The sequence below is a fragment of the Marivirga tractuosa genome (genome assembly GCF_042140215.1).
In the GTDB taxonomy this organism is placed as follows: domain Bacteria; phylum Bacteroidota; class Bacteroidia; order Cytophagales; family Cyclobacteriaceae; genus Marivirga; species Marivirga tractuosa_A.
In genome coordinates this window covers 2,449,024-2,475,165 of the sequence record NZ_CP159478.1, presented here as the reverse complement: position 1 = coordinate 2,475,165, position 26,142 = coordinate 2,449,024, and the positions used below count along the sequence as shown (strand labels likewise).

25 protein-coding genes are annotated in these 26,142 nt (G+C 34.5%); 11 read left to right on the top strand and 14 right to left on the bottom strand.

The window, feature by feature from the left end; all coding sequences use genetic code 11:
• Nucleotides 1-2: 2 nt before the first annotated feature.
• The 6 genes from ABWH96_RS11175 to ABWH96_RS11150 all read right to left on the bottom strand — a co-directional run bounded on the left by ABWH96_RS11175 (nucleotide 3) and on the right by ABWH96_RS11150 (nucleotide 5,310).
• Nucleotides 3-758, bottom strand: a complete 756-nt coding sequence (locus tag ABWH96_RS11175; RefSeq protein ID WP_375577614.1) for a TatD family hydrolase — start codon at nucleotides 756-758, stop codon at nucleotides 3-5.
• The gene (locus ABWH96_RS11170) at nucleotides 755-1,864 is read right to left on the bottom strand and encodes a glycosyltransferase (RefSeq protein ID WP_375577613.1); all 1,110 of its coding nucleotides are present in this window, start codon (nucleotides 1,862-1,864) and stop codon (nucleotides 755-757) included. Before ABWH96_RS11170 ends, ABWH96_RS11175 begins: the two co-directional genes overlap by 4 nt.
• The gene (locus tag ABWH96_RS11165; protein ID WP_375577612.1) at nucleotides 1,861-2,499 is read right to left on the bottom strand and encodes a polysaccharide deacetylase family protein; all 639 of its coding nucleotides are present in this window, start codon (nucleotides 2,497-2,499) and stop codon (nucleotides 1,861-1,863) included. The genes ABWH96_RS11170 and ABWH96_RS11165 overlap by 4 nt, the downstream gene beginning before the upstream one ends.
• Nucleotides 2,492-3,724 carry a PP2C family protein-serine/threonine phosphatase gene (locus tag ABWH96_RS11160; RefSeq protein ID WP_375577611.1) on the bottom strand — a complete coding sequence of 411 codons (1,233 nt, stop codon included), beginning with the start codon at nucleotides 3,722-3,724 and terminating at the stop codon, nucleotides 2,492-2,494. The genes ABWH96_RS11165 and ABWH96_RS11160 overlap by 8 nt, the downstream gene beginning before the upstream one ends.
• 243 nt (nucleotides 3,725-3,967) lie before the next feature.
• Nucleotides 3,968-4,915, bottom strand: a complete 948-nt coding sequence (locus ABWH96_RS11155) for an IS3 family transposase (RefSeq protein WP_375577610.1) — start codon at nucleotides 4,913-4,915, stop codon at nucleotides 3,968-3,970.
• Nucleotides 4,912-5,310: a transposase gene (locus ABWH96_RS11150; protein ID WP_375577609.1), complete on the bottom strand. Its 399-nt coding sequence runs from the start codon at nucleotides 5,308-5,310 to the stop codon at nucleotides 4,912-4,914. Before ABWH96_RS11150 ends, ABWH96_RS11155 begins: the two co-directional genes overlap by 4 nt.
• A 141-nt stretch (nucleotides 5,311-5,451) precedes the next feature.
• On the opposite strand from ABWH96_RS11150, the gene ABWH96_RS11145 reads away from it, so the two are divergent.
• Nucleotides 5,452-7,896 (top strand): zinc-dependent metalloprotease, encoded by a 2,445-nt coding sequence (locus ABWH96_RS11145; RefSeq protein ID WP_375577608.1) that lies wholly within the window; start codon nucleotides 5,452-5,454, stop codon nucleotides 7,894-7,896.
• An 80-nt stretch (nucleotides 7,897-7,976) separates the two neighbouring features.
• Nucleotides 7,977-8,408, top strand: coding sequence for a hypothetical protein (locus ABWH96_RS11140; protein WP_375577607.1), 432 nt, complete (start codon nucleotides 7,977-7,979; stop codon nucleotides 8,406-8,408).
• Nucleotides 8,409-8,415: 7 nt separating this feature from the next.
• Here ABWH96_RS11140 and ABWH96_RS11135 read toward each other — a convergent pair whose 3' ends face one another.
• The 6 genes from ABWH96_RS11135 to ABWH96_RS11110 form a co-directional block, all read right to left on the bottom strand.
• On the bottom strand, nucleotides 8,416-8,751 hold the full coding sequence (locus ABWH96_RS11135; RefSeq protein WP_375577606.1) for a YnfA family protein: 336 nt from the start codon (nucleotides 8,749-8,751) through the stop codon (nucleotides 8,416-8,418).
• Between the two features lie 5 nt (nucleotides 8,752-8,756).
• Complete coding sequence (locus ABWH96_RS11130; protein WP_375577605.1) at nucleotides 8,757-9,119, bottom strand: DUF3703 domain-containing protein; 363 nt, start codon at nucleotides 9,117-9,119, stop codon at nucleotides 8,757-8,759.
• Between the two features lie 14 nt (nucleotides 9,120-9,133).
• Nucleotides 9,134-9,388, bottom strand: a complete 255-nt coding sequence (locus ABWH96_RS11125; protein ID WP_375577604.1) for a hypothetical protein — start codon at nucleotides 9,386-9,388, stop codon at nucleotides 9,134-9,136.
• The gene (locus tag ABWH96_RS11120; RefSeq protein WP_375577603.1) at nucleotides 9,369-10,493 is read right to left on the bottom strand and encodes a glycosyltransferase; all 1,125 of its coding nucleotides are present in this window, start codon (nucleotides 10,491-10,493) and stop codon (nucleotides 9,369-9,371) included. Before ABWH96_RS11120 ends, ABWH96_RS11125 begins: the two co-directional genes overlap by 20 nt.
• Complete coding sequence (locus tag ABWH96_RS11115; protein WP_375577602.1) at nucleotides 10,490-11,413, bottom strand: hypothetical protein; 924 nt, start codon at nucleotides 11,411-11,413, stop codon at nucleotides 10,490-10,492. The genes ABWH96_RS11120 and ABWH96_RS11115 overlap by 4 nt, the downstream gene beginning before the upstream one ends.
• Before the next feature lie 80 nt (nucleotides 11,414-11,493).
• Complete coding sequence (locus tag ABWH96_RS11110; protein ID WP_375577601.1) at nucleotides 11,494-12,081, bottom strand: hypothetical protein; 588 nt, start codon at nucleotides 12,079-12,081, stop codon at nucleotides 11,494-11,496.
• Between the two features lie 141 nt (nucleotides 12,082-12,222).
• Here ABWH96_RS11110 and ABWH96_RS11105 point away from each other — a divergent pair, with 141 nt between their 5' ends.
• Both ABWH96_RS11105 and ABWH96_RS11100 read left to right on the top strand, forming a co-directional pair.
• Nucleotides 12,223-12,621 (top strand): alkyl hydroperoxide reductase, encoded by a 399-nt coding sequence (locus ABWH96_RS11105; protein WP_375577600.1) that lies wholly within the window; start codon nucleotides 12,223-12,225, stop codon nucleotides 12,619-12,621.
• Between the two features lie 22 nt (nucleotides 12,622-12,643).
• Nucleotides 12,644-12,994, top strand: coding sequence for a hypothetical protein (locus ABWH96_RS11100; protein ID WP_375577599.1), 351 nt, complete (start codon nucleotides 12,644-12,646; stop codon nucleotides 12,992-12,994).
• On the opposite strand, the gene ABWH96_RS11095 is transcribed toward ABWH96_RS11100, so the two are convergent.
• Complete coding sequence (locus ABWH96_RS11095) at nucleotides 12,967-13,785, bottom strand: alpha/beta fold hydrolase (protein ID WP_375577598.1); 819 nt, start codon at nucleotides 13,783-13,785, stop codon at nucleotides 12,967-12,969. The genes ABWH96_RS11100 and ABWH96_RS11095 overlap by 28 nt on opposite strands.
• A gap of 130 nt (nucleotides 13,786-13,915) precedes the next feature.
• Between ABWH96_RS11095 and ABWH96_RS11090 the strand changes: the two genes are divergently transcribed.
• The 4 genes from ABWH96_RS11090 to hrpB all read left to right on the top strand — a co-directional run bounded on the left by ABWH96_RS11090 (nucleotide 13,916) and on the right by hrpB (nucleotide 20,595).
• Entirely contained in the window at nucleotides 13,916-14,329 is a 414-nt protein-coding gene (locus tag ABWH96_RS11090; RefSeq protein WP_375577597.1) for a hypothetical protein, read from the top strand.
• A gap of 42 nt (nucleotides 14,330-14,371) precedes the next feature.
• Nucleotides 14,372-15,721, top strand: coding sequence for an MATE family efflux transporter (locus tag ABWH96_RS11085; RefSeq protein WP_375577596.1), 1,350 nt, complete (start codon nucleotides 14,372-14,374; stop codon nucleotides 15,719-15,721).
• A 123-nt stretch (nucleotides 15,722-15,844) separates the two neighbouring features.
• A complete protein-coding gene (locus ABWH96_RS11080; RefSeq protein WP_375577595.1) occupies nucleotides 15,845-18,322 on the top strand; it encodes a TonB-dependent receptor domain-containing protein in 2,478 nt (825 codons plus the stop codon).
• A 143-nt stretch (nucleotides 18,323-18,465) separates the two neighbouring features.
• Entirely contained in the window at nucleotides 18,466-20,595 is a 2,130-nt protein-coding gene (gene hrpB / locus ABWH96_RS11075; protein ID WP_375577594.1) for an ATP-dependent helicase HrpB, read from the top strand.
• 146 nt (nucleotides 20,596-20,741) lie between these two features.
• Here hrpB and ABWH96_RS11070 read toward each other — a convergent pair whose 3' ends face one another.
• Complete coding sequence (locus ABWH96_RS11070) at nucleotides 20,742-21,236, bottom strand: hypothetical protein (RefSeq protein WP_375577593.1); 495 nt, start codon at nucleotides 21,234-21,236, stop codon at nucleotides 20,742-20,744.
• Between the two features lie 328 nt (nucleotides 21,237-21,564).
• Between ABWH96_RS11070 and ABWH96_RS11065 the strand changes: the two genes are divergently transcribed.
• The 3 genes from ABWH96_RS11065 to ABWH96_RS11055 all read left to right on the top strand — a co-directional run bounded on the left by ABWH96_RS11065 (nucleotide 21,565) and on the right by ABWH96_RS11055 (nucleotide 26,058).
• Nucleotides 21,565-22,320 carry a hypothetical protein gene (locus ABWH96_RS11065; RefSeq protein ID WP_375577592.1) on the top strand — a complete coding sequence of 252 codons (756 nt, stop codon included), beginning with the start codon at nucleotides 21,565-21,567 and terminating at the stop codon, nucleotides 22,318-22,320.
• A complete protein-coding gene (locus ABWH96_RS11060) occupies nucleotides 22,298-22,744 on the top strand; it encodes a hypothetical protein (RefSeq protein WP_375577591.1) in 447 nt (148 codons plus the stop codon). Before ABWH96_RS11065 ends, ABWH96_RS11060 begins: the two co-directional genes overlap by 23 nt.
• Before the next feature lie 92 nt (nucleotides 22,745-22,836).
• On the top strand, nucleotides 22,837-26,058 hold the full coding sequence (locus ABWH96_RS11055; protein WP_375577590.1) for a hypothetical protein: 3,222 nt from the start codon (nucleotides 22,837-22,839) through the stop codon (nucleotides 26,056-26,058).
• Nucleotides 26,059-26,142 lie beyond the last annotated feature (84 nt).

Here is a 26,142-nt window from a genome sequence, read left to right as displayed (position 1 = left end):
AATTAAGCAAATAATTTATTGGCATTATTAGAAGTAATACTGATCAGTTCTTCCATCGGCATCTGTTTCAAATCTGCAATTTTCTGTGCAATTAATTCCAAGTAAGCAGGCTCATTTCTTTTGCCCCTTTTTGGAGTTGGTGCTAGATATGGAGAATCTGTTTCCAATACTATGCGATTGATGTCAATTTCGGGTATGTGTTCAGCTAATCCACCGTTTTTAAAAGTAACCACTCCTCCTATTCCAAGAAAAAAATCCAGATCAATTACTTTTTGCGCATCATCTGCATTACCCGTAAAACAATGAAAGACTCCTTTTAAGTTATCATCCTTCATTTCTTTCACTATTTCATAAGTTTCTTGAAATGAATCTCTGCAATGTAAAATAATCGGGATTTGATGTTGCTTGGCTAAATCTATTTGGATTCTTAGTGCTTCCTTTTGTTCTTTCATTAGGCTTTTATCCCAATAGAAATCAAGACCTATTTCCCCTACTGCAACAAATTTTCTTTTATTCAACCAATCTTCCACTTCATAAAGCTGCTTTTCAAAATGCTTTTCAACCGAACAAGGGTGAACGCCCATAGTTGCTACAGTATTGGAGAATTTATGTTCCACCTCCATCATTGGTTCGATGGATTCATGATCGATATTGGGCATATAAAACTTGGTGACTCCTGCCTGAGTCGCCCTATCCATCATTTCTGCTCTGTCCTCATCAAATTTTTCCGCATATAAATGCGCATGTGTTTCAATCATCCTTTAGCAAATTTTCTTCCTTTCCATTTTACTGGCAAAGGTAAGATATAAAAGAAAAGAAGTGCAATAGAAATGAAACCACTATAAAATTCGAATATAAAAAGGTTGCCTAAGGGCACATACTGATTGAGTCTCTCCAAAATTTTACTAATAAACAAACTTTGCAAAGTAATTTTTAAACCAAATAAAGGAATTGCCACTAAGGGATTAACAAAAATCATGGCAAGCATAGCAGGATAATATAATGCTTGAAATACCAAAAGAGCCACCACGAAAGGTGGTAGCTTTAATGCACCACTCATCCACCTTTTCCGCTGATTCATTAAATTCCAAAATCCTTTTATAGCGAAAGTCTTCACCAAACTATCTTCATTTGCCAATTGCTGATAGCGATAGCCTTGTTTAGCCACAGCTTGAAATAAGGCAAAATCTTCAGTGACAGAAAAAGGAATGTTTTTATAACCTCCAACTTTATTATAAGCCTCTTTGCTTATCATCATATTATTTCCAACAGCTGTAACGGGGATATTCCAGCCACTTACAATTTTCACCATACCTAAAGCTAAGCTCCAGTCTATCATTTGCATACTGGATAGGAAGTCCTTTGCCTTTATAATGGTAAAGCCACTTTGAATACCCGACCCCTCTTTCCAACATGCAAGCTGTTTCATGACCCAGCTTGGTGGGACTTCCACATCAGCATCGGTGATCATCATAAATTCTCCTTTTGCTCTTTCAGCCAATTGTTCTAATACATTTGCTTTAGCATCCAAATGTTCTACTTTATCATTAATGGGAATATAAAAAAAGTTGTTCTCTTCTTTATCCCATTCTTTTAAGATTTTGGTGCTACCATCTGTAGAGCCATCATCTCCCATTAAAACTTCATATTTATCATCAGGATAATCGAGTTTTTCAAGTGAGTTTAAGGCATAGTTTACAGTATGAACTTCATCACGGACAGCCATTAGAATGGAAATAAAAGGCAATTCACCTTCGTAAGGCTTTGGGTTCTCGGCTTTTGGTTTCCACGCCATCCACAATATTAAGTCCACGATGATTACGGTAAGAATAATCGTCAATAGGCCTAAAAATAGATAGGTCATAGTTTTTTAAATTTGTATCCAATATCGGAAAAATGTTTGAGATACAAAGGTAGGAATTGTAATATTTTATCTTTTGCTTTCAAATTATCGTGAAAAACTATAATACTACCGTCCTCTGATTTTTCAATACTTTTTTGAAGTATCCTTTCTGAAGAAATTGAAATATTGTAATCTTTTGATAGCACATCCCACATAATAAGATCATAATTCCTCTTTTTAAGTGCTCTAGCAAGCTTAAAATTGAATTGACCATATGGAAATCTAAATAATTTTCTATTTAACTGTAGATTTTTTTCAATTTCCAGTTGGCACAATTGTACATTTTTTAAATATTCATTATAATCAGTTTTCCATGCCTTTAAGTGGTTAAAAGTATGATTTCCAACTGAGTGTCCATCCTCAATAATTGCTTTAAAGATTTCAGGATGCTTTTTTATATTATCCCCTACACAAAAAAATGTGGCTTTAGCATTGAAATCTTTTAAAATCTTTAAAATTTCATGGGTTAGTTCCGGAATGGGGCCATCATCAAAAGTAGGATATATAACCTTTTCAGCTGCATTTACCTTCCATATAAAGCTAGAAAATAATTTTTGGATGATTAATGGTGTTTTATAAAATGCCCAATCAGACATGATACTGACAAGCTAATAAGGTGATATCATCTGACAAGGCTCTTTTGCCAATGAAAGTATCAATTTCACTTAGCAAACTCTTAAGGATTAAGCTCGGTTTAGCAGCAATGTTTTTGTTAAGAATATCCATTACCCGTTCTGGCCCAAACTCTTCTTCTTTTTCATTAAAAGCTTCCGTTAGACCATCTGTGTAAAGTAATAATGTTTGAGTTTTATCGATATTAGTAGTCCCAATTTCTAGAAATGGTATTTCTCTTAAGGCTCCTAAAACCAAAGTGCCTTTATCTAATTTCTCTATGGTTCCCTCGGATGACAACAAAAACGGGGGATTATGTCCAGCATTGACATAGGTTAGTTTTCTCTCTTTCAAGTCGATAAGTGCAATAAAAAAAGTAATGAAATTCTCTCCATCTGCACTTTCAAATACTTGATGATTTAAATCATGAATAACCTCTTCTAGATCCGTTGTTTTCCTTAATAATGTTCTTAAGGAAGCCTGAAAATTTGACATTAATAAGGCTGCAGGAACCCCTTTACCTGAAACATCCGCAATACATACAATTTTACGATGATCATCTATCGATAACCAATCATAATAATCTCCTCCTACCGTATGATGTGGTGAGTAATGCGCATCTATACTGAAATTATCATTTTCTGGTAATGATTTAGGGAAAAGTAATTGCTGAACCTTTTTGGCAATTTCCATTTCTTTTGCATAAACTTCTTGTTCGAGCTTTTCCCTTGCCATTTTTTTATTTTCAATGGCTACCATTATAATATTGGTTAGCGCTTGAATAAAATTCAAATGGTTTTCAATCAGTTCTTTTTCCTCAGTATTATTAACGCCACCCATAAAAACTATTGCCAAGAGTTCATTTTTATGAAAAACAGGAATTGCAACTTCAAATTCATCAAATGGAGAGTCTATCAAATCTGATGGAAATAATATCTTCTTTTTTTCAACTAATTGATAAGCGCTTTCATCAACTTTTGTATAATCTTTCTGTATTCCAAAAGATAATTTCAGCTCCCACTTTTCTTTGTCTTGAACCAAAAGCATCAGTTTACCGAGCTTTAAGTTAGCTCTTAAGGTAAAATTATATATTTTGTATAAAGAATCTTCGGGTAAATTCTCATTTATAGCTTGAGTAATTTCAAGCAATGCATTAAGCTCCAATTCTTTGAGCTCATATCGGTTCGCTATGTTTATGGCTGTATTCATATTTCAAATGTGAAGTTAAGGAATTGAAAGGAGAAATTTAATTATGAAAGGAGAAATGAATGATTACTCTATTGCAATAGTCATAGCGAAGCGAAGATCCCGAGAGTAACAATAGACAATAGACAATAGACAATAGACAATAGACAATAGACAATAGACAATAGACAATAGACAATAGACAATAGACAATAGACAATAGACAATAGACAATTGTCGATCCCTAAATAGCATTGACCGTTTTGGTTAAACATTCATTTTATAATCCCACGGGCAATTATGAGCCTGAGGTTCTTTTCTTGGGCAAACTTCTAAGGGGCTCGATGCCCCTTGGAAGTTTTTCCTTCCCTCGGTGTAAATAATCACCTTCGGTCTATCTTGGGCATTTAAAGTTAATAAATTCTCTTTAAATTCATTAGGAGAATGTTCCATTTTAAATGCTCTGTGTTTCCTAGATTGATTATAATGATCAACAGCATTTTTTGTTTTCCTTTTTAAATCGTTAAAACTCCTTATTTCCCATTTTTTCAAGTATTCATTTTTAATTGTTCCGTTGACCCTTTCAGCATAGGCATTATCGGTGGCATATTCACCCATGCTAATGTGCATGCCGTTTTTTCTCAGCTCACCGGTGTAGGTTAAGCTGCTGTATTGAGCCCCTCTGTCCGAATGGTGTATGCTATCTCTTAAATCAGCACCCGTTGATTTCAATACCATTTGCAGTGCCTTTAAGTTTGCCTCTTTTCTCATATGGTCACTGACCCTGTAACCTAATATTATTCTGGTATAGACATCTACGATAAATATCAAGTAGTAAAACCTTTCATGGAGATAAAAATAGGTTATATCGCTCTGAAGCACTTGATAGGGCCTTGTTATCTGCATGCCTTCTATTAAATTAGGATAGCTTATAACACCTCTTATCGTAGTTCTACGGTGGTTTCTCTCAGGATTTACTCCATAACCCAGTGAAATAAATATCTCGCAAAATTTATCCCTGCCCATAAACTTAGGTTTAAGCGTATAGTACATCTTTTCAACCCCACAACCCGGATGAACCTTCTTGATTTGATCCGCCAACTTTACCAACTCTTCCAGTTCTTTATCAAAAGAAAACTGTCTTTGCTTGGCTTGATGGACTGATTGCTTGCTTGTCCCAACTGCCCTGTAAAGTTTGTTTAGGCTATAGCTCATTCTTTCCCTGTTCTTTTGGAACCACCAGAGTGTGGGGTATTGAAGTTTTTTTTGATATCGATATCATATTGCTCTTTCGCCAACTCTATCATCTTCTCTAAATAGTCAATATTTATCTGCTTTTGACCTACTGCCTGCTCCAGCTCTTTAACTTTTTCTTCAAGCTCCTTGACCTTATTGAATTGACTGTCTTTCATCTCAACTATCCTGACATTTCTCTCATTATAAGAAGAAAATTTATAAATCCATTTGTAAATAGTGACATTTGATATATTATAATGTCTCTCCATTTGACAGACACTCATAATGCCTTTTTCAAAATCACCTACGATTTTACGCTTGAATTCCTCAGAAAATCTCTTCCTGGCTTTGATACGTTTTCCCGTTTTTATCATAACTTTATTCGATTAAAAACGGTCAACTTATTTCAGAGAATGACAAATAGACAATTTATTTTAATAATCGACCTTCCACAGAATTCCATCTAAATCTTTTCGGATAATTTTTTACCTTGGTGAAAATTTCTAAAAAATATTATGAAGCATTATTTCTATATTTTCATTCTGCTCTTTGCCGTTTCTTGCAATGCACTTAAAAGCAATAAAAGTACTGAGCCTGAATTATCTGAATTTGATAAACTCATATCAGGAAAGGAAAAATTCAGTGGATTCCTTAATTATTACTGGGATGCCGAAAAGGGTAAAATTTACCTTGAAATTGATAAACTCAATGAAGAGCTAATTTATGTGAGCTACCTATCTGCAGGTTTGGGATCCAATGATATTGGGCTTGATAGAGGGCAAATAGGAAATAGCAAAATCATTAAATTTGAGAAAATAGGAGACCAAATCATGGCTTTTGAGCCAAATTATAAATTCAGGGCTGATTCTGATAATGAAGCAGAAAAAAAAGCCGTGAAAGATGCTTTTGCCCATTCTATTATACATGGGTTTAAAATTGAAGCTTCCAATGATTGGTCGTATTTGGTAGATGCTACTGATTTCTTTTTGCGTGATGCTCATGGCGTAAGTAAACGATTGAAACAATCAAAGGAAGGAACTTATAGTCTGGAAAAAAGTCGTTCTGCATTTAACATGGAAGGTTCTGGCAATTTCCCTGAAAATACAGAATTGGATTTTTGGATTTCATTTAAAGGAGAAGCCAAAGGAAGAGAAATCTATTCCGTAAGCTCAGATGCAGATAATATTACAGTTCGTCAGCATCATTCATTTGTGCAATTACCTGACGATGGTTATACACCAAGAAAATTTGATCCAAGGGCTGGATATTTTGGCACTAGCTATAAAGATTATGCAGTGCCAATCAATGAGGATATCAACCAAAGATTGATTAATCGGCATAGATTGCAAAAGAAAGATCCAGAAGCAGAAAAAAGTGAAGCTGTGGAACCCATTATCTATTATTTAGATCCTGGAACGCCAGAGCCAGTTCGTTCAGCTTTATTAGATGGTGCAAAATGGTGGAATCAAGCTTTTGAGGCAGCTGGATATGAAAATGCATTTCAAGTGAAAATGTTGCCTGAAGATGCCGACCCTTTGGATATTCGTTATAATGTGATTCAATGGGTACACCGCTCATCTAGAGGATGGAGCTATGGAGCAAGCGTGACAGACCCAAGAACAGGGGAAATCATCAAAGGACATGTTAGCCTAGGCTCATTACGCGTAAGACAAGATTTCTTAATTGCTGAAGGATTGATTGCACCTTATGATAAAAGTGGTCAAAATAATGCTATGGAAGAAATGGCATTGGCTCGTTTGAGACAATTATCTGCACATGAAATTGGGCATACCATCGGCTTGGCTCATTCCTATGCATCCAGCACTGAAAATGATGCCTCTGTTATGGATTATCCGCATCCAAATATAGAGTTAGATGAAAAAGGAAAAATCAGCTTAGAGAATGCTTATGCTGAAAATATTGGTCTTTGGGATAAATACGCCATTCGCTACGGTTATGAGGAAATACCTTCAGGTGAAAATGAGGAAGAATATTTAAATAGTATTTTGAATGAAGCCAATGAAAAAAGATTGACTTTTATTTCAGATAGAGATGCCAGAGCTACTGGCGGAGCACATCCTTATGCCCATTTATGGGACAATGGAAAAGATGTAGCTGTTCAGCTTAATCATTTGCTAAATGTTAGACAAAAAGCTTTATCTAATTTTGGCGAAAATGTTATTCAGTATGACCGACCATTAGCCCAAATTCAAGAAGCACTTATTCCTGTGTATTTCCTTCACCGTTATCAAACAGAGGCGGCTGTAAAACTAATTGGCGGATTAGATTATTCATACAAAATAAGAGGTGATAATTTAAAAGAAATGAACATAGTTCCAGCTGAATGGCAAATAGAAGCCGCTAATAGCTTAGCAAATGCTGTAAAAGCAGAGAATTTAGCTCTACCTGAACAATTGCTGAATACTTTATATCCAAGACCATTAGGTTATTATGATAATAGAGAACTGCTTAAAGGCAGAACTGGAGTAACTTTTGATGCAATCGGTGCGGCAGAACAAGCAGCCTCTATGGTGTTTGAGTTAGTCATGCATCCTCAAAGGTTAAGCAGATTGGTAGAATATCATTCCCGAGATAAACAAAACCCTGGCGTTCAAGAGACATTAGAGGTTTTTGAAGAGATTTTATTTAATCAAAAGGTGAAAAATAACTACCATGAAGCAATTCAATTGAGCACTCAATCAGTTTTTGTAAATCAATTGATGAAAAGCATTCAAAACGGAAGCCTCTCTCCTTTGGCTCGAGCTCAATTGACTTCTACTTTAAATGGTATTTCTACTAAGTTAACAAAAACTAACTACAGAGACAGTGATTTAAAAAAGTCACATAATCAAATGATCATAAACCAAATAAAACTTTTTATGGAATCACCTGAGGAATATGATGTTAGTCCAATTCCTTCTTTACCTCCAGGAAGTCCGATTGGGAGTTGTGATTATTAAATTAATTTTCAAGAAAATATTTTAGCTTAGACAATCGTTTAGGCTAAGGTATTTTTACCAACCTTATAATTTGAACCAAAATGAAGTTTATTTTAACATTAGCTATAATTCTATTACCTTTTTTATCATTTTCTCAATCCATTGTGAGTTATCACCAGACTCCAAATCGCAGTGAGGTAGCCTACGCTTATGAGTTCAAAGATAAGTTCAGACCAGAAATAAGGCTTTACCCTAGTACCTCAATCGAGGATTTCTTCATAAAGCTGATGTTTAATTACGATTGGCTTGAAAAGGATAATTATGAATTCTATAGCGGAATATCGCTTATTGGTTCAACTCTTAGGGGATCAATTCTTGGCTTTCCTGTAGGATTCAATTTTTATCCTTTTGATAATAAAAATTTCGGTTTTCTAATGGAATTTTCTCCTAATTTCCCTGTAGGAGAAAATGGAGCAGCCTATTTCGGAGGTAGTTGGGGTATAAGATATAGATTTAATAAGAAAGAAAAATAATCACAAATTAACTATTTCGAGGGGCATACATGATTATCAGCATTCCAATTAAGGCTACTGCGCCCCCAATTAAATCATAGCGATCAGGAACAATACCATCCACTTTCCATCCCCAAAATATCGCCATTACAATAAATATTCCTCCATAAGCGGCATATACTCTACCAAAATTAGCTGGTTGCCATGTTGCTACCACTCCATAGCCAATTAAGATTATTCCTCCAATGACTCCTACCCACCAAGGCTTTTCTTCTCTTAAGGTTAACCACACTAAATAACCTCCTCCTATTTCGCAAAGCCCAGCTAAAATAAAAATTGAGATTGATTTAAATATTGCTAGCATCAAATTTAAGCTTTACCTAATATCTGTTTCAAATCTTCAGGTATTTCCATTGGTTTCAGAGGTGGTACATCTGCACCTCCCGTATTTCCAACAGGGATTTTTCCCACAAAAGATTTTACACCTCCAACCAATAATCTGGGGATCTGTCCTATTACTTCTTTAAAATTCTTGATCTTAAACCCAAATCTCAGCATTATCCAATGCACATATGAATGCTGTACAGGATAAGCCTGTCCAATTATATGAGCTCGCTCCAAATGACGCCAAGCAAGCTGAAAATCAGAAGATTTAAGTTTATTTCTGTAGTCTTCCAACTCCTTTTCGTAATAGGGTTGTAGGCCACTAGGAAATTTATAATTAAAATTCATAACTCATTTTCTGTTTAAAAACCATTATGCTCCAATAATCCTTTTTTAGTTGCTAAGAAATATAAATCTTTCCAAGGAATTGTATTCAAATCCATGTCTCCTTTATAATCCTCATCTTGATTAATTAAGACTTTTATATACTCTTTTTGATATAATGAAAACAATTGATTTTGTAGGTCTTTGTCCTCCCAAACTAAAGCTTCCTTCACTTCATTATAGGATTGTACAAAATATAGCTCATCTAAAAGGTCAATTTCCTGATCGTTCATTACTATTATAATTTCTTTCTTTCCATGTATAGCTACCAAAATTAGCTAATAAGCCAAATATCAGTACGTAAAAGCTATAAAACATTTGTAAAACGACAAATGGAATTAACTTAAACCGCTGATTTTGTGACTTTAAAATTAATGAAATAAAAATTCCCTCAGAAATAATCTTTAATAATACAACAGGAAGAAGGATAAGAAATAAAGATGTAATCAGGCTGAAGACAATTGCAGTAATATAAATGAAATGAAATGACCAAACTGCCAAAGCTGGCAAACTATCCATTAAGCTAGAATTCGCACTCCATTTTGCAGCCCATCTTTTCCTTTGTCGATAAAGTAATTTAAAATCCTTTGGAGCACTAGTTTGAACCACCGCCTCTTTTTGAAAAAAAACTCCATTTTGATAGTTAGCTTTTATCTTCTGTAAAAGGAAAACATCATCTCCTGATGGAATGGATAAATTATCCAAATATGGGTCAAGCTTTTCAAAAGTTGATTTCCTGAATGCTAAATTAGCCCCATTTGCCATGTTAGGATTTCCTAACTCAATACTTACTGCCCCTACTCCTATTAATGGCGCAAATTCCATTTGAAAAATACGAGATATAAATCCCTTCGCCTCAAATACTACACTACCACTTACTAATTGGATATGACTAATTTCAAAAGGCGCTTGCATTTTATGAACCCAATCCTTTGGGAAAATACAATCTGCATCAGAAGTTAATATGATTTCTGAGCTGCTGTGCTTAATTCCAGCTGAAATGGCTGATTTTTTACCCTTTAGCTCAACAGGAAGACTTAAAACTGTTATTTTAAATGGGAAACTCTTTTCATATGATTGAATGATTTCTTTAAAATTATCCTCTGAATGATCATTAATTAAAATGATCTCCAATAACTCACCAGGATATGCTAAAGCGGAAATACTTTTAAGCAAATCATCCAAATTGCTAGCCTCATTTCTAAACGGAATCAAAATGCTTACTGATTTTAATTCTCCGCTTTCAAATAGCTCAGGTAATTTACTCCAAATTTTTGAGGCAAAAAGCAGAGCTAATGCATAAAAAAGAATGATAATAGAGAAAAAGGCTAAAATCATGCGCTCTTTAATTTAAGTTTGGGAATATAGAACAATCCTATAAAAGCAGGTAGGGCAATGTTAATTAGCCATAATATTAAGCCTGAAGCAATAATTGGAGCAATATCTACTTCCAATGTTTCAAAAAATAAAGCCACACTAAATTCCCTTATACCCAAATCGCTTAGAAAATTAAAAGTGGGCAATATGGATTTGGCCAAAAACATAAAAGCCACTCCCATAAATTGCATGAATATATTGATTTTTAAACCCAAAACAGAAAGCAATAATAAAAATTGGGCACTAAATATAAGATACCTTAAAATTGACAATCCAGCTAAAAGGCTAATCAATTTTAATTTCATCATTCGAACTGGTTGAATATAATCAAGGACCTTCGGGTGATTTCTATTTAAAAAAAGTATTAAAAAAAGTACTGCTAATAATACCCCTAATAAACTTAAGATTGGATAAGAAAACGAAATGGGGATATCAAATTTTGCAATACTTTCACTAGAATAAATGTAAAAAGCAATTAAGCCGAAAAAAGCAGTGGGCAACATTTGCATCATCCTGGAAACTAGAATCAAACCCAGGGCTTTTTTCCTATCATTATGCGTCAAAGAAAACACTTTAGCAAAATAATCCCCAACTGCATGCGGAGTTACAAAGCCTAAGGCAACTCCAGCCAAAACTCCTACAGTTGCTTTTGAGATTGAAATATGAGTGATAGGCTCAATGGAGAATTTCCATTTTAATATCTCCATCAGCCAGTTTAAAGGCATTAAGAGAAGTACCAGGATTAAGATGGGTAGATTATCACTAAAAAGATAAAAAGCAGATACAAAACCAGATTTATCTTCACTGATTTTCTCATATAGAAACAATAACACCAGTATTGTTACAAATAGCTTAAGAATGATCAGTAAAGACTTTTTCAATATATTTTATCAAATAAAAAAACCACCTTACAATGATGCACATTAGCAGGTGGTTTTCAAAATTTGTATTATATTAAATTTTAACGTCTTTGTTCTTCTAGCTTATTTAGAGCTGTTTGTAATTCCCTTTTAATTTTTACTTGCTTATCGTGGGAACGCTTTCTTAAATCTTCGAGCTCTTGATCTACCAAGTCTTTGTCTTTTTTAGCTTGTCGAGTTGTTCTATAACTATTTAAGAACATCACATATACAATGACCAAACCTGCAATCAAAATCACGACTATGCTCCACATTACGATATTGTAAGTAGTTTTTGTCATTGGAATACCTAAAAATGGCATTTCATCTACAGCTTCTTGGGTTTCTTCTAATTCACTATTTAATCTATTCATTTGAGATTTTGCTGAATCCCTTTCAATCTCAGCTTTTTGCTTAGCACTTTTTGCTGAAGACACACTTTCTTTAAGTGTGTTAATTGAATCATTCATTATTCGACCAAATGAATTCACTTTTGTGATAGGAATAACTTTGTATTTTTCAAAAGTCTCACTACCCTCAATCATATTTTGATATTGTTCTGATAAATTGGCATCATCTTGCGCCTTTGCATCAAATTGATTTGCAAAAACAATTATTGAAAAAATAACCAAAACTTTAAATCTCATCATAATATATTTATCGTATAAATCACCGCATTAATTTGCTGTAAATATAGTTTGAACGAATGGAATTAAAAAAACTTATACCTAATTCAATTATAAAAATGATTAATTCCTTTAACATTTTCAAATCCTAAAAGTTGATGGGGCATGAAATCAGAATATCAAAAAATCATATTAAAGATTGCTGCAGTTTATAATGTATTATGGGGAGCTTGGGTGGTGCTTTTTCCTCAGCAATTCTTTGAATTGGTTGGGATGCAAAAAATAAACCACCCTATGGTTTGGCAGGGTATGGGAATGGTCATTGGTGTATATCGCATAGGTTATTGGTGGGCATCTTACAATCCCATTAGACATTGGCCAATTGTGATGGTAGGCTTTTTAGGTAAAATATTTGGCCCTATAGGTTTTCTTTTTAATTATTCACAAGGATATGTCCCATTTGAGTTTATTTATACTTTAATTACCAATGATTTTATATGGTGGATTCCATTTTTCTTAATTCTTAAAGATGTTCATGTTAAATCAAATTGGAAATTATCTTAAAAGTAAATGGTCAGTCAGGTTAATGACAGCTTTTTACCTATTGGCTGGCTTCAATCATTTCATTAATCCAGAATTTTATTTACCTCTCATCCCTCCCTTTTTCTCCAATCCAGAAAAGATTAATGTCTTAAGTGGAATTACCGAAATAATATTGGCTATAGGAATATTATTTTACCCGAGCAGAAAATATGCTGCATATAGTATAATTCTCATGTTGATTGCTTTTATTCCATCACATGTGTATTTCATTCAAATTGGTTCTTGTATCAATGATGGCTTGTGCGTCCCTGAATGGATTGGATGGATTAGGCTGTTACTGATTCACCCAGTCTTAATATATTGGGCTTATTGTGTTGGTAATTCTTCCTCTTGAGAATATTTATGTTGCAGTGTAAATGCAAGGGCTAAATCATTAAATTTTTTGGGCTGATCAATATTACAGATATGGCCAGCACCTTTAATCTCATTAATTAAAACGTTTTCATGTTTAGCAGCAAAAGACTTTGCAGATTTAAAAAAAATATAGTCTTCTTTTCCCATAATGGCTAAGGCAGGAAAGTTAATATCTTGATCGTAAAAGCGATTCAAAAGCCTGAAAAATTCGTTATACAGCCCTACCCACTTCATATATTCAACAGATGATAATTTTTGAGCTTGATTTTGATAAATTATCCTGGATTTTTGATGCTTTCTAAATGGCATGAGTAAATATGAAAAAATACTGTACATCCACTTATAAGGTAGAAAGAGATTGAAGAATCTAGCTAGTTGAACAAAAGATTTTATTAGGGCATTTGCCTTGAATATACCACCAGCTAAAATGGCACTTGCGACTAAATTGGGATATTTGATGCTCAAATCTTGCATGATTACACTACCAAAACTTAGGGTGATAAAATGGGCTTTATCAATTTTTTGGTTATTCAATACCTGCTTAATATCATCAGTAATCAAATCGAAATTATAGTGCTCAACCTCAGGTGCTATATTTTTGGATTTACCATGATCCCTTAAGTCAATTAAAAGGAGATTATAATGGTTTTTAAAAACATCTACTTGATATTTCCATGTTGCCGTACTTCCTCCTGCACCGTGAATAAAAACTATCCACTCTTTTGAGTTAAGATGAAGATAGGAAACAGCATTGAGAGATGTTTTTTTCATAATGATAAAACATCAACTATTAACTTTTGTTGTAGAAATTATTCAATTAAGATTAGATTTACAAAACCGTATAATAGCTAAAAAAATCTATCAACTTTAGAATACTAATTTAAAGAGTTACTCCACAAAAATGCTTCAACATATAAAAGAATTATCAGATTTTGGTTTAGTAGTATTGATTTGGCTGGTTCAACTCATTATCTATCCCTCATTTACATATATGGAAAAAGCCAATCTGATTGCCTGGCATCCTAAATATACTTTCATGATTTCAGTTGTAGTAATGCCCTTAATGTTAATACAATTGAGTAGCACATTCTATTTAACCTATATCAATTTCAACTATATTCTGTTAATTCAATGTATTCTGATTGCCCTACTATGGGCTTCAACATTCTTACAAGCAGTCCCATTACACAATCAGATTGAATCAGGAATTGAAATCAAAAAAGCTGCGAAAGATTTGGTTCAAGTTAACTGGAAGCGAACCATAATGTGGAGTATTATTGTGATTTTAAATTTTACAGCTAGATTCACAACATAAAGTAATTAATGTAGTTACATTTATCTGCATTAAACATTTTCAATGACCTCATCAGACGAATTTGGCACCAAGCCAATCAATTATTTACTACGAAAACAGGCTATTCCATCAGCAATAGGGATATTGACTTTATCTATTTATGGAATAGTAGATACAATTTTTGTTGGAAATTTTGTGGGATCTAATGGTATTGCAGCTATTACAGTTGTAATTCCTATAACCTTCCTGATTTCTTCCATTGGAATGGGAATCGGAATTGGTGGGGCTTCAATTATTTCTAGAGCCTTAGGATCAGGAAAACCTGAAAAGGCCAATAAAACATTTGGCAATCAGCTTACACTAACTTTTATTTTAGGAATATTTTTCAGCTTAAGTTGTTGGATTTTCATCGAACCAATACTCAAAGTTTTTGGCGCCAAAGGAGATATTTTACAACCAACCATTGATTACTTCAGCATAATTCTATTAGGAATCCCAGTATTGGCATTTGCGATGATGTCGAATAGTATTTTCAGAGCTGTTGGCTATCCAAAAGTAGCTATGGTGGTAATGATCGTTCCTGCAATAGTAAATGTCATTTTAGACCCAATTTTCATAGCTGTTTTGGATTGGGGTATAGAGGGAGCCGCATGGGCAACAACCTTTTCATATATTTTTAGTGCATCCTACGCTGCTTATTTTTTTCTAAGTGGTAAAACTGGTTTTAAAATTAGTAAGACAGACCTAATATTGAATTTGAAAATAACAGGTGAAATTTTCTCCATTGGTTCAGTTACCATTGCAAGACAAGGTGTTGTGAGTTTGTTATTTTTAGTACTTAATAACTCACTATTCAAATATGGAGGGGAAAGTGCCATAGCAACTTATGGAATTATCAATCGAATGATGATGCTTGTCAATGTCCCTGCCATTGGAATAACTCAAGGTTCTATGCCTATCATAGGCTATAATTATGGGGCAGAATTATTCAAAAGAGTAAGTTTAACTCTAAGAAATGCTATAATTTCTGCTACAGTACTTTCATCAATTATTTATGCTGGAATCTTAATTTTCACACCACAGATTGTAGGTATTTTTACAAAAGATCAAGATTTAATTCAACAAACTGCACCCGCATTGAGAATTACATTTTTAATGACGCCACTCATTGCTTTTCAGTTGATAAGTGCTGCATATTTTCAAGCTTTGGGCAAGGCACTGCCTGCTCTACTTTTAACGTTAACCAAACAAGGATTTTTTCTAATCCCTCTCCTACTAATATTGCCTAACTTTTATCAACTCGATGGAATTTGGATAGCATTTCCGATTGCAGATTTAGCTACTGCTATCGTTTGTATGAGTTATTTGGTTCACGATAGTAAAAAAATAGTATTAAATCCATCTTCAATATAACATAAAAAATATCTCCTTCTATCATCGCTGAGCCAATCTAAAGACTACAGAATGACCTTCGGTGTATTATAAATAACATTATCACTTTACAAGTGTCTAACTTTGTAGCATTAAAATTGAATTATGAAAACAAGAGTATTATTGGCATTATTATTTATCAGTAGCATATCGTTTGCACAACAAAGAGGTGGATATGGCGGAGGAGCAAATTCTCAAATTACAGGTAAAATCACAGGTACAATAGTAGATGGTGAAACATCTGAAGCAGTTTCTTATGCCACAGTGGTTATCAAATCGCCAAAAGATGGTGAAACCATTAATGGAGTAGTTACAGGTGATGATGGGAGTTTTAAACTGGTAGGACTGAAATTAGGGAAATATACAGTGGAAGTTTCATTTGTTGGTTATCAAAAATTTACTCAAGAAGTTGAATTAACTCCTAAGGAACCAGATTATGAATTTGAAAAAATATCGCTTTCTGCAGACACTGATCAATTAGATGAAGTGGTAGTTTCTGGACAAAGAGAAACTATTGAAAACAAAATAGATAGAATTGTTTATAATGCTGAACAAGATGTTGCCAATATGGGAGGCGATGCTTCAGATGTACTTAGAAGAGCTCCTTTATTATCTGTTGATCAAGATGGAAATGTATCTTTAAGAGGAAATCAAAACGTTCAAATCCTAATTAATGGCAAACCCAGCAGTATGTTTGGAGCCAATACTGGTGATGCATTAAAAATGATTCCTTCAGATCAAATCAAAAGTGTAGAAGTAATTACTTCACCATCTGCCAAATATGATGGAGAAGGCACTGCTGGTATCATTAATATTATCACAAAAAAACAAACACCGCAGGGATTTGCAGGAAATGTAGATTTAACGGCTGGCACACGAATCAATCGTGGTGTAGTTGGAATCAATGCGGGTAAAGGACGATTAGGCTTTAATGCCAATGGAAGTTCATTTTATTCATGGCCTCAATATGCTACAACTGATTTCTATCAAAAAACAGAAGTTAATGGTCAAACCAATATTAGAGAGCAAAATGGTGAGAATTTAAGCAATAGGTTGGGCTATTTTGGGAATATGGGTGCATTTTATGATTTCAATGCCTACCATAGTTTATCTACTAGTTTAAGATTAAGAGGGTTTAATAGTAAATCAGAAGGAACTAACGATGTTTTAGAAAACCTTGGGGGAACTGAAAATACTTATCAAAGATTTCAAGATAATAATTCTCAAAACTGGGGTTATGAATGGTCTTTGGATTATGTAATGAAATTTCCAGATCAAGAAGGAAGAGAGTTCTCAGCTTCTTATAAAATTGATGGCAATGTGAGAGATCAACAATTTGAGATTGACCAGGATGCTCCTGAAAATTATGAAGTAGCAAGAAATTTAAATGATGGAAACAATACGGAAAACACTGCTCAAATAGACTATGTTCATCCAATTGGTGAGAAATTCAAGATTGAATCAGGCTTTAAATCTATTATCAGAGACATTGACAGTGATTTCCAATATGAGTTTAAGCCTCAAGAATCTAATCAATATGAGGTAATCGATAATAGAACTGATATATTCTACTATAATCAAGATGTTTACGCAGGATATGTTTCTACACAAACCAATATAACCAAAAAGCTAGGTGTAATAGCAGGAGTAAGATATGAATATACTGGCTTGCAAGGGAGCTTTGAAGAAGCTACAGATCGTAATTTTGATCCTTTATCTTATGAAAATTGGTTACCAAGTGTGATAGTTAATCAAAAATTCGGAAAGTTTAATTCTATTAAATTATCATATAACAGAAGGATTCAGAGACCTAGTTTGAGAAATGTAAATCCTTATGAAGAAATTGGTAATATCAGAAATATTAGCTTTGGTAATCCTACCCTAAATCCTGAATTATCAGATAATTATGAATTAGGGTTTAGCACTTTCTTGAAAGGGACTTCTGTAAATCTTTCCTTCTTTTATAATGACATAAGTGAAGTTATACAATCTGTTATTTTTGAAGACGCTGAAAGAAATGCAACAGTCACGACATTCGAAAATGTGGGTACTCAGCAAAATGTGGGCTCCAACTTATTTATATCAACAGAATTATTTAAAATATGGACAATTCGCGGTGGCGTTAATGCCAATTATTTCATGTCAGAAGGTGTTATCCAAGGACAGGAAGTTGAAAATAATGCTTGGTTATTCAGTGGAAATATTAACTCTAACATCAAATTACCAAATGATTGGATGATTGATGCGTTTGGTTTTGCCAGACCAAGAAGACAGACTTTGCAAGGTTATAATCCATCCTTCTCAATTTTTGGGATGGGTATTAAAAAGCAAATTTGGGATAAAAGAGGAAGCATAGGATTATCCATTGTGGAGCCCTTTAAAGCAAGAAAACCATTTGAAACTGAGTTAGGAAGTGAAGATAGCGATTTTTATCAAAGAAACGTATTCGCTATTCCATTCCGATCTTTTGGAATCAACTTCAGCTATAAATTTGGTCAATTAGATTATAAAGCAAGACAAAAAAGAAGCAGAATCTCTAATGATGATCAAAAATCAGGTGGGAATGATGGCCAAACCTTCTAATTACAACAAAATTATATTTCAAGCTTTTCCAAAGTTTAGAACTTTGGAAAAGCTATTCATTTCTTAGTGCTCTTTTATTATTTAATTTCCAATAATACTTATCTATTCATAAGAATTAAGCATTTGTAAATTACCTTTGCAACATGCCAAAATTAGATTTATCTCAAATCAACTTACCAATAGTAGAAATTCTTCCTGAAGTAGTTCAAAAAATAAAGGAAGAACAAAATCTTATCCTTAATGCAGAGGCTGGGGCAGGTAAAAGCACCATAATACCCATTGCCCTTTTGGAAATTTTGCAAAATGAAAAGCAAAAAATTATTATGCTTGAACCAAGGCGTTTGGCGGCTAAATCCATTGCTCAAAGAATGGCTCAGCTAATTGGCGAGGAAGTCGGGAAGACAATAGGTTACAGAATCCGATTTGAAACCAGGATTTCCGATCAAACGAAAATTGAGGTAGTCACCGAGGGTATATTGAATAAAATGATGGATAGCGACCCTGAATTGAAAGATGTTGCGCTCATTATATTTGATGAATTTCATGAACGTAGCATACATGCAGATGTAGCTTTGGCTTTAGCCCGATATACCCAACAGAATTCAAGACCCGATCTAAAATTATTAATCATGTCAGCCACTTTGGATCAAGCACTTTTGGCTAAAGCACTCAATGCAAAGGTGGTTGCAAGTAAAGGAAGGCAATTTCCAGTCAATATTGATTATGCAGGTAACTTAGATCAAAGATTATTAGCCGAATTAACCGCTGAACAAGTGAAAAAGGCTTTGAAAGATGATGAAGGTGACATTTTGGTGTTTTTACCAGGACAAGGAGAAATTTTAGCTGTTCAGGATTTACTCAGAAAATCAAAGGCAAAAGCTGAAATTTACCCACTATATGGTCAATTGGCTTGGCATAAACAATGGGCAGCTATTCAACCTCATCCGCAAGGGAAAAGAAAGATAGTGTTAGCTACTTCAATAGCTGAAACCAGCTTAACGATTGAGGGTATAAAAGTAGTGATTGATACAGGCCTAAAAAAGAACTCCATTTTTGATCCTAACACTGCATTAAATAGCTTAAAAACGCAAAGTATCTCTCAAGATGAAGCCACACAACGTGCAGGCAGAGCAGGCAGGCTAGCTCCCGGCAAATGCTACAGAATGTGGACAAAGGAAGATCAAAATATTAAACCAAGCCACAGGCTAGCAGAAATTTTGTTTGCTGATTTGGCAAACCTTAAACTAGATTTAGCAGCTCGGAATATTCATCAAAGCAATCGACTTTTTTGGCTAACACCTCCCCCTTTGGACAAGCTCATATATGCAGAAAATCTACTAATACAGTTGGAAGCTTTAAATGAGGACAAAAGCATCACTGAAATAGGGAAACAGATGCATCAATTGCCTTGCCATCCGCGATTGGCACATATGCTAGTAAAATCCACAGAAAACCTTTCCTTAGCTATTGATTTAGCTTCTTTATTAGAAGAAAAAGATCCACTTTATAAAAAAGCTGGAGCTGATATAAGTGAGAGAATTCAATTATTAAGAACCTTAAGAAAAGAAAAAAGACTTGGAAGAAATTTTCAGAAAATTGAGAAAATAGCTCAATCTTATAGATCACTCTTTAAAATCGAAGAAGAAAATCAGGAAATTGATCCCTATGCAATAGGTTTTTTATTGGCAATGGCATATCCTGATAGAATAGCATCGGCTAAAAGAGGCAATAATGCACAATTTCAATTATCCAATGGAAGTATAGCGGCCATAGGTCATAAAGATGAATTAGCAGATGAAAGTTGGTTGACCGTAGCTAATATGGATGCTAGAGGTGGGATGGGTAAAATATTCTTAGCTGCCCCGCTGAATCCAAAAGATTTAATGCCATTAGTGAAAAATAAAAGAAACGTCACTTGGGATTTTGATGAAGATGAATTTGCAGTCAGCCAAGATTTAAGTATTGGGAATATCACTTTAAAAAGAGAAGAATTAGAGGATGAGCCTAGTCTTGAAGATAAACGGGCAGCAATTATAAAGGCCATTCAACTTCACTATGATGAAATCCTTAATGCTGATGATGAGTTTTTGAATTATATAGAGGAATTAAAAGAACAAAAAGAAGATTCTGAATATGCGAATTTCAATTTAGCTTATTTAGGGATAACAGCTGAAAAATGGTTACCAGAAGGAATTGAGAATGAAGTAGATATAGTAAAAAGCCTGCAGAAAATATCGCTCACATCTATTCTAAAAGAATTATTAAGGGATTGATTTTAAACTGACTTAACTACATGTCAAACATTTTAATGAAGGGACATTTGCTAGATATAAAATGCAATAAGCCTAGAAATTAATGCCTGACATAAGTAAAGAACTATATTTTGATTTATCAAAGCTAAATTAAATTATATAGTAATTTATTGTTCATCATCTTCAGGAAAAGAGGAATGAGTAAAACTTTCCATTAAGCTGTCCTCTTCAAAATAAGTGCTAATACTCAAGTTTTCAGGATTAAGATTATCTATTTGAAAAATAGCAGTATCGCTTCCTTCCCAAACAAAAATTAGTGTATCAATTGGGGTTTCAGGAGTTATGGTAGTTGGCACAAACCAAGAACCCTTTAAAGTATCATTGGAATTACCACAAGCTTCAGCAGGATTAACATAAAAAAGAGAATCCGAATCATCACTTGAAGATGTGAAATTAAATATCAATTGTCTTGGGGTTTGGCAGGAATCGAGCTGTACTTCCTCGTTAAAAAGAATGCGTTCCTCCAATAACCAACTTTTAGATTCACGATTCGACAACAATCGCTGAACCTCTACCCTTCTAAATGCATCGAATGTAGGTTCATCCGGTAAACAAGAAAAAAGTACTAAAATAAATGTAAGGGGAAACAAAAATTTCTTCATGTGGCAAAGATAATATTTTATAATCTGTATGGATTAAAAACTATGCCAAGATTTTAAGAAAATAGGTTTCCCCCTCATTTAAAAAATTCAAACAACCGGTAAAATCTAGTTTCCAATTCTATATAGTACAAGCAAAAGAATATGTGAATTGTAAGTTTATCAACTAATACGAATGTAAAAAAAGCAAACTATTTAGTAGCTATCCTTATTAAGTATTACTATATTTATTTTAAATATACTTTTTTAAATATATATTTCTGTATATTCGATGTATTGTTCGATGAACTAATGTTTTTTAAGCATAAAAGAAAGTATCTAATTTTGTGAAGTGAAGAAGGAAAGAAACTATATCATAAGTATTGCAGCTTTCATATTGTGTTTGATTGGTTCAATAAACCATTCATATGCTCAATGTGGGAGTAGTAGTGGAGTGGGTGGTTTTCAAACTTTAGAAGAAGATTTTTGTGGCGGTGAGAAAAAAGTTTGGGCTGGTAAAAGCTATTCTAGTGTTGATCTACCACCAGCAACTGATGTATACATTTTGGTAGATTGGGGATATGTTGGTGCTGGTGCCACTGAATACTACCCAACAGTTTTTGAATTTGGAAACTATGTAATTGACAACACACCTGCAACTGCTCCACCTCCAGGTGCTCTCTTTGCGAATGACAGATATGCTTACCACGAATATCCTACAAATCTTGAAAACTGTTCTTATGACGTTGATGTTTCTCTTGTCTTTGTTGATGCTGGTGAAACACCTGGAGGACACCCAAGTACTATTATCTGCCCTGGAACTTCAAATAGTGCTAGTACCATTTACTGGGAAAAAGATAATATATTACCGGGGAACCTAGAAATACAAGATGCACCTATCATTAGAATTTGTGAAGGTGAATCTGTTACTATTAATCCCCTCGAAAATGTTAGTAATTACAACTGTCCATTAACAAATAACACTACTGAAAGGTGGTTTCAGTGGATTTATAATATAGACGGAGGAAATCCAATACCGGATGTAGTAATAAATGGCCCTAATTTAGGAGGAAGTCAAACTTTTAATGTCGGAGGGACCAGCATCTAATTTGAATTTCGAAGAGCCTGTTCAACTTGATCCTGGACCAAACCTAGTTACTGGCGATATTGATATGGATCCTACAGGAACCATAACTATTGATGGAACCAGTACTGTGGCTGGCCAATATTTTGATATTCAATTAAATGCTTGGAACGTTTGTAATCCTTTTGATGACCCTAATGTTCCTGGTAGTCCCTCCTTAGCTCTTGCCGCAAATGCCGATTCAATTCCTGAATTTACAACAATTAGAATCTTAATAGTTGACGAACCAATTTTAGATCCAGTTGAAATAACGGATTTCTCCAATAACCCCAAACCAGGGAATCTTTTTTGTCCAGAAGAACCAATACGCATTACCAATGGTGGAACTGATCTCTGGCACCTTGGACGATCAATATTTATGATGGTGGAACCACCACTGACCCGCTAATCGCAAGTTATCCTTCACAAAATATAGATTTAGATACAGAAAACACTACCGGGCCTGATGCAACTGCCTTAAACACTCCTGGCGTTAAAACGGTGGAAGTTGTTAAAGTTAATAACAGCTCTGATATTACAGGTGGATGTAGTTCGAGTATTACAGCTCAATATGAAATAATTGGCACACCATCTGCCACTATTGGCTTTGATGATGGTACTTTTGGTTCACCAAATACGGCTGATAATACCTATGAACTATGTGCTGAAAGCCTGCCAATCAATCTTGAGCTTACAGATGAAACGTCAGGAAAAACGGCAAACCTGACTACGGAATGGAATATTGAAAAGATAGCACCTACAAGCTTTTTGGTGGATAACGTAGATGATGGTGGTGGTGGAGTAACCCCTTTTCCCTATCCTTCAAATCCTTTAGTAATCTCTGATACTGGTCACTACCGGATTGAATTGATAGTTTTGGATGGCTCAACAAATTGTACCTCTACTGATCAACTAGATATTTACGTTTATGATACTCCAGAACCCCTTTTCACAGCTACGGGGGTTTGTGAAGGTGAAGATACAGATTTCGATCCTTCTGGCTCCAATATTCCAACTGTAATTAATGGAGAAATTATTGATCAATGGCTATGGGATTTTTCTTATGATGGAACTACTTTCAACACCGAGCTAACCAGAACAAATGACAATGTATTTACAAGAAATCTTGGTGCTGCTGGAGATTATGATGTTGCCTTAATTACCCGTTCGGACAAGGGCTGTTACAGTGACACCATCGTAACCAATGTTAGTATTTATGCCAACCCTGACACAGACTTACAAGCTTTTTATGGGCAAGATTATGAAGCGTTTTTAGAAGATGACCCTTATGCAGGTGATCCTATTTGTCCTGGCACCTTGATAAAATTCTTTAATAATTCAGATGAATTCAATAACGATGCTTCAGTTATCGATGTGGATTACTATTTAGAGATAGATAGTTTAGGTACTATAATCACAAGAAATATTGGGGATTCGGGCTCTTTCTTAACTCCAGATATCTTTGATAATCAAAATGCAACAAATGAAGTTTATGAAATTAGATTAGTAGCTATTGCAAACCCTACTGATGGTAACGCTGACAATAACTGTCTCACAACATCTGCTCCCATTTTCGTGGATGTATTACCTGGTAGCGGCTCTGGATTTGATGTTTTTGAAAGCTTATCGCCTGATGTATCATACAATCCACCTTATTGTTCTCCTCAAGAATTCTTTTTCAGAATTGATAATACTACAAACAATAGATTGAATAGTAATGACTCTGTAGTTTGGACAGCTAAAAATGGTAGTACTGTTCTGGGTGGAGACACAATTATTTACTCAGGAGGTAATCGAGAAGATTATGATTTCAATTTTAATTTCGAAAATGATTACCCGAATGTCGGGCCAATAAATTATACTGTGGAGCTGCAACCTTATGCTCAAGGTGTCTGTATTAGTAGTTCTGAAAGAACGGTAACTGTACGACCTAAACCTATTAGCAACTTTGCTCCTGTAGATACAGTAGTGACTTGTGATTCAGTCACCTATTATTTTGAAGCGGAACAACCAGGTCTGCTTAATTATTTCTGGACTGCATCGCCAGTAGATAACGATGCAATAGCAGATACTTTAAGAGCAGAAAATAATAACGGTGCTGAATATTGGGTAAGCTTTGGAAGACCTGCAGATACTGACCCACCATTAACCATCAACGTTACATTACTAACAGAGAATCCTTTTGGTTGCCCAAGTGATCCTTCGGGGGCTTATACCACTACCATTCAACCTGAAGATAATTTCAATATAGACCTTGCCTCAGCTGGTAGTGTAAACTGTTTGCCCAATACTTATACATTTACAAACAATACCGTCCCCACTGACATCCCTGCTAATACCAATTGGGAGTTACATATCACCAATACTACCCTGGCTAGCACTACGATAATTGCAGGTGATACGCTTCCTGTAGGAAACCAAGACTTTTCTTTGGGTTATGACTATAACTTTACGCAAGCGGCTAATTATGAAATTAGGTTAATTGCTTTATTGGAAAGTACCTGCGATTTAACTTCAGACCCTCCCATCAGCTTAACTTTCAACAATAGTCCTCAAATGAACTTTCGTCCTGTGCAAGAAGAAGGATGTTCACCTCTAGAATTAGACATTATAGATTCCTCATTCAACCCTGATGGGACTGACCTTGATGTTGTGAGTATATCATGGGAAAATCTTGCATCAGGAGCAATAGATGACATAATAGTCAACAATGAACCAGCAAATTACTTTAATAGTATAAACCCGATCGCAACATTATTGTATACTACCGATGACGGGACAGGGTTCAACGATTACGAAATCACACTATCTGGAGAAAATGAATTTGGCTGTACGAATGACAGTACTTATAGAGTGAGAGTTTTTCAAGAACCTCAAATAGACTTTGACATTACCTCTACCAATCCTGCTTGTGAAGAAGACTATACTTTTGACTTTGAATTCACTACCAGTGTATTTCCAGCAGGCACTGAATTTACTTGGAATTGGGGTGATGGTCAGAGTTTAGTAACTGATCAGGATACTGCTGTTAGTCATACTTTTTCAAATAGATTGGCCTTCTTTGGTCAAGATAATTATAATGTTACTCTTACTGCTGAAACGTCTAATAATTGTATTGTCACAGTCGGCAAAACTGTTACACTAAACCCTAGAGTTGATGCCAGCTTCTTCAAAGATAGAATAGAAGGTTGCTCTCCTTTAAGTGTAAATTTTACGAGTACAGCTATAGGTACTGGTTTATCTGGAAATCACGTATACGAAAAAAGAATAAAAGGATCAGGTGATCCATGGGGCACTATTGATTCAGTAGAAAATAATGGTAGAGTTTCTGAATTACTCGAAAACACATCAGGTTCTGATATTATTTATGAAATACGGTATATTGCAGAATCTTCTTTGGGAGGGTGTTCAGACACTTCTGATATTCAAGAAATTATTATTTTTCCTGAATTTAGTAGTCCTGCCATTACAGGAACGAATGAAGTATGTGCATTCGAACAGTCCGTCCCTTATTCCGTCCCACTAAATCCTGGATCCACCTATTTATGGCAGATGCCTTTAGGCGCCTTTATAAGTAATCAAAATGCAGACGGTAATGAAATAGAAGTTAATTTCAGTAACTTTTCAGGTACGCTTCAAGTACAGGAAATTAATAGTAACGGATGTTTTGGAACTCCTAGTACAATACCCATAAATGTGTTATCGGTGCAAGTGCAAGCTTAAGTTTAAATGGTTCTAATGTCATTTGTCCTGGTGATGAAACAAGTCTAAGGTTTGATTTAAATGGCCCTCCTGGATCTACAAATT

Coding starts and splice junctions, on each gene's coding strand:
- ABWH96_RS11145 (WP_375577608.1), top strand. CDS start 5,452: ATGAAGCATTATTTCTATATTTTCATTCTGCTCTTTGCCGTTTCTTGC.
- ABWH96_RS11150 (WP_375577609.1), bottom strand. CDS start 5,310: ATGATAAAAACGGGAAAACGTATCAAAGCCAGGAAGAGATTTTCTGAG.
- ABWH96_RS11135 (WP_375577606.1), bottom strand. CDS start 8,751: ATGCTAGCAATATTTAAATCAATCTCAATTTTTATTTTAGCTGGGCTT.
- ABWH96_RS11085 (WP_375577596.1), top strand. CDS start 14,372: ATGACCTCATCAGACGAATTTGGCACCAAGCCAATCAATTATTTACTA.
- ABWH96_RS11110 (WP_375577601.1), bottom strand. CDS start 12,081: ATGATGAGATTTAAAGTTTTGGTTATTTTTTCAATAATTGTTTTTGCA.
- ABWH96_RS11060 (WP_375577591.1), top strand. CDS start 22,298: ATGTCGGAGGGACCAGCATCTAATTTGAATTTCGAAGAGCCTGTTCAA.
- ABWH96_RS11130 (WP_375577605.1), bottom strand. CDS start 9,119: ATGAATTTTAATTATAAATTTCCTAGTGGCCTACAACCCTATTACGAA.
- ABWH96_RS11090 (WP_375577597.1), top strand. CDS start 13,916: ATGCTTCAACATATAAAAGAATTATCAGATTTTGGTTTAGTAGTATTG.
- ABWH96_RS11070 (WP_375577593.1), bottom strand. CDS start 21,236: ATGAAGAAATTTTTGTTTCCCCTTACATTTATTTTAGTACTTTTTTCT.
- ABWH96_RS11155 (WP_375577610.1), bottom strand. CDS start 4,915: ATGAGCTATAGCCTAAACAAACTTTACAGGGCAGTTGGGACAAGCAAG.
- ABWH96_RS11170 (WP_375577613.1), bottom strand. CDS start 1,864: ATGACCTATCTATTTTTAGGCCTATTGACGATTATTCTTACCGTAATC.
- ABWH96_RS11120 (WP_375577603.1), bottom strand. CDS start 10,493: ATGATTTTAGCCTTTTTCTCTATTATCATTCTTTTTTATGCATTAGCT.
- ABWH96_RS11095 (WP_375577598.1), bottom strand. CDS start 13,785: ATGAAAAAAACATCTCTCAATGCTGTTTCCTATCTTCATCTTAACTCA.
- ABWH96_RS11125 (WP_375577604.1), bottom strand. CDS start 9,388: ATGAACGATCAGGAAATTGACCTTTTAGATGAGCTATATTTTGTACAA.
- ABWH96_RS11175 (WP_375577614.1), bottom strand. CDS start 758: ATGATTGAAACACATGCGCATTTATATGCGGAAAAATTTGATGAGGAC.
- ABWH96_RS11160 (WP_375577611.1), bottom strand. CDS start 3,724: ATGAATACAGCCATAAACATAGCGAACCGATATGAGCTCAAAGAATTG.
- hrpB (WP_375577594.1), top strand. CDS start 18,466: ATGCCAAAATTAGATTTATCTCAAATCAACTTACCAATAGTAGAAATT.
- ABWH96_RS11105 (WP_375577600.1), top strand. CDS start 12,223: ATGAAATCAGAATATCAAAAAATCATATTAAAGATTGCTGCAGTTTAT.
- ABWH96_RS11100 (WP_375577599.1), top strand. CDS start 12,644: ATGACAGCTTTTTACCTATTGGCTGGCTTCAATCATTTCATTAATCCA.
- ABWH96_RS11140 (WP_375577607.1), top strand. CDS start 7,977: ATGAAGTTTATTTTAACATTAGCTATAATTCTATTACCTTTTTTATCA.
- ABWH96_RS11080 (WP_375577595.1), top strand. CDS start 15,845: ATGAAAACAAGAGTATTATTGGCATTATTATTTATCAGTAGCATATCG.
- ABWH96_RS11165 (WP_375577612.1), bottom strand. CDS start 2,499: ATGTCTGATTGGGCATTTTATAAAACACCATTAATCATCCAAAAATTA.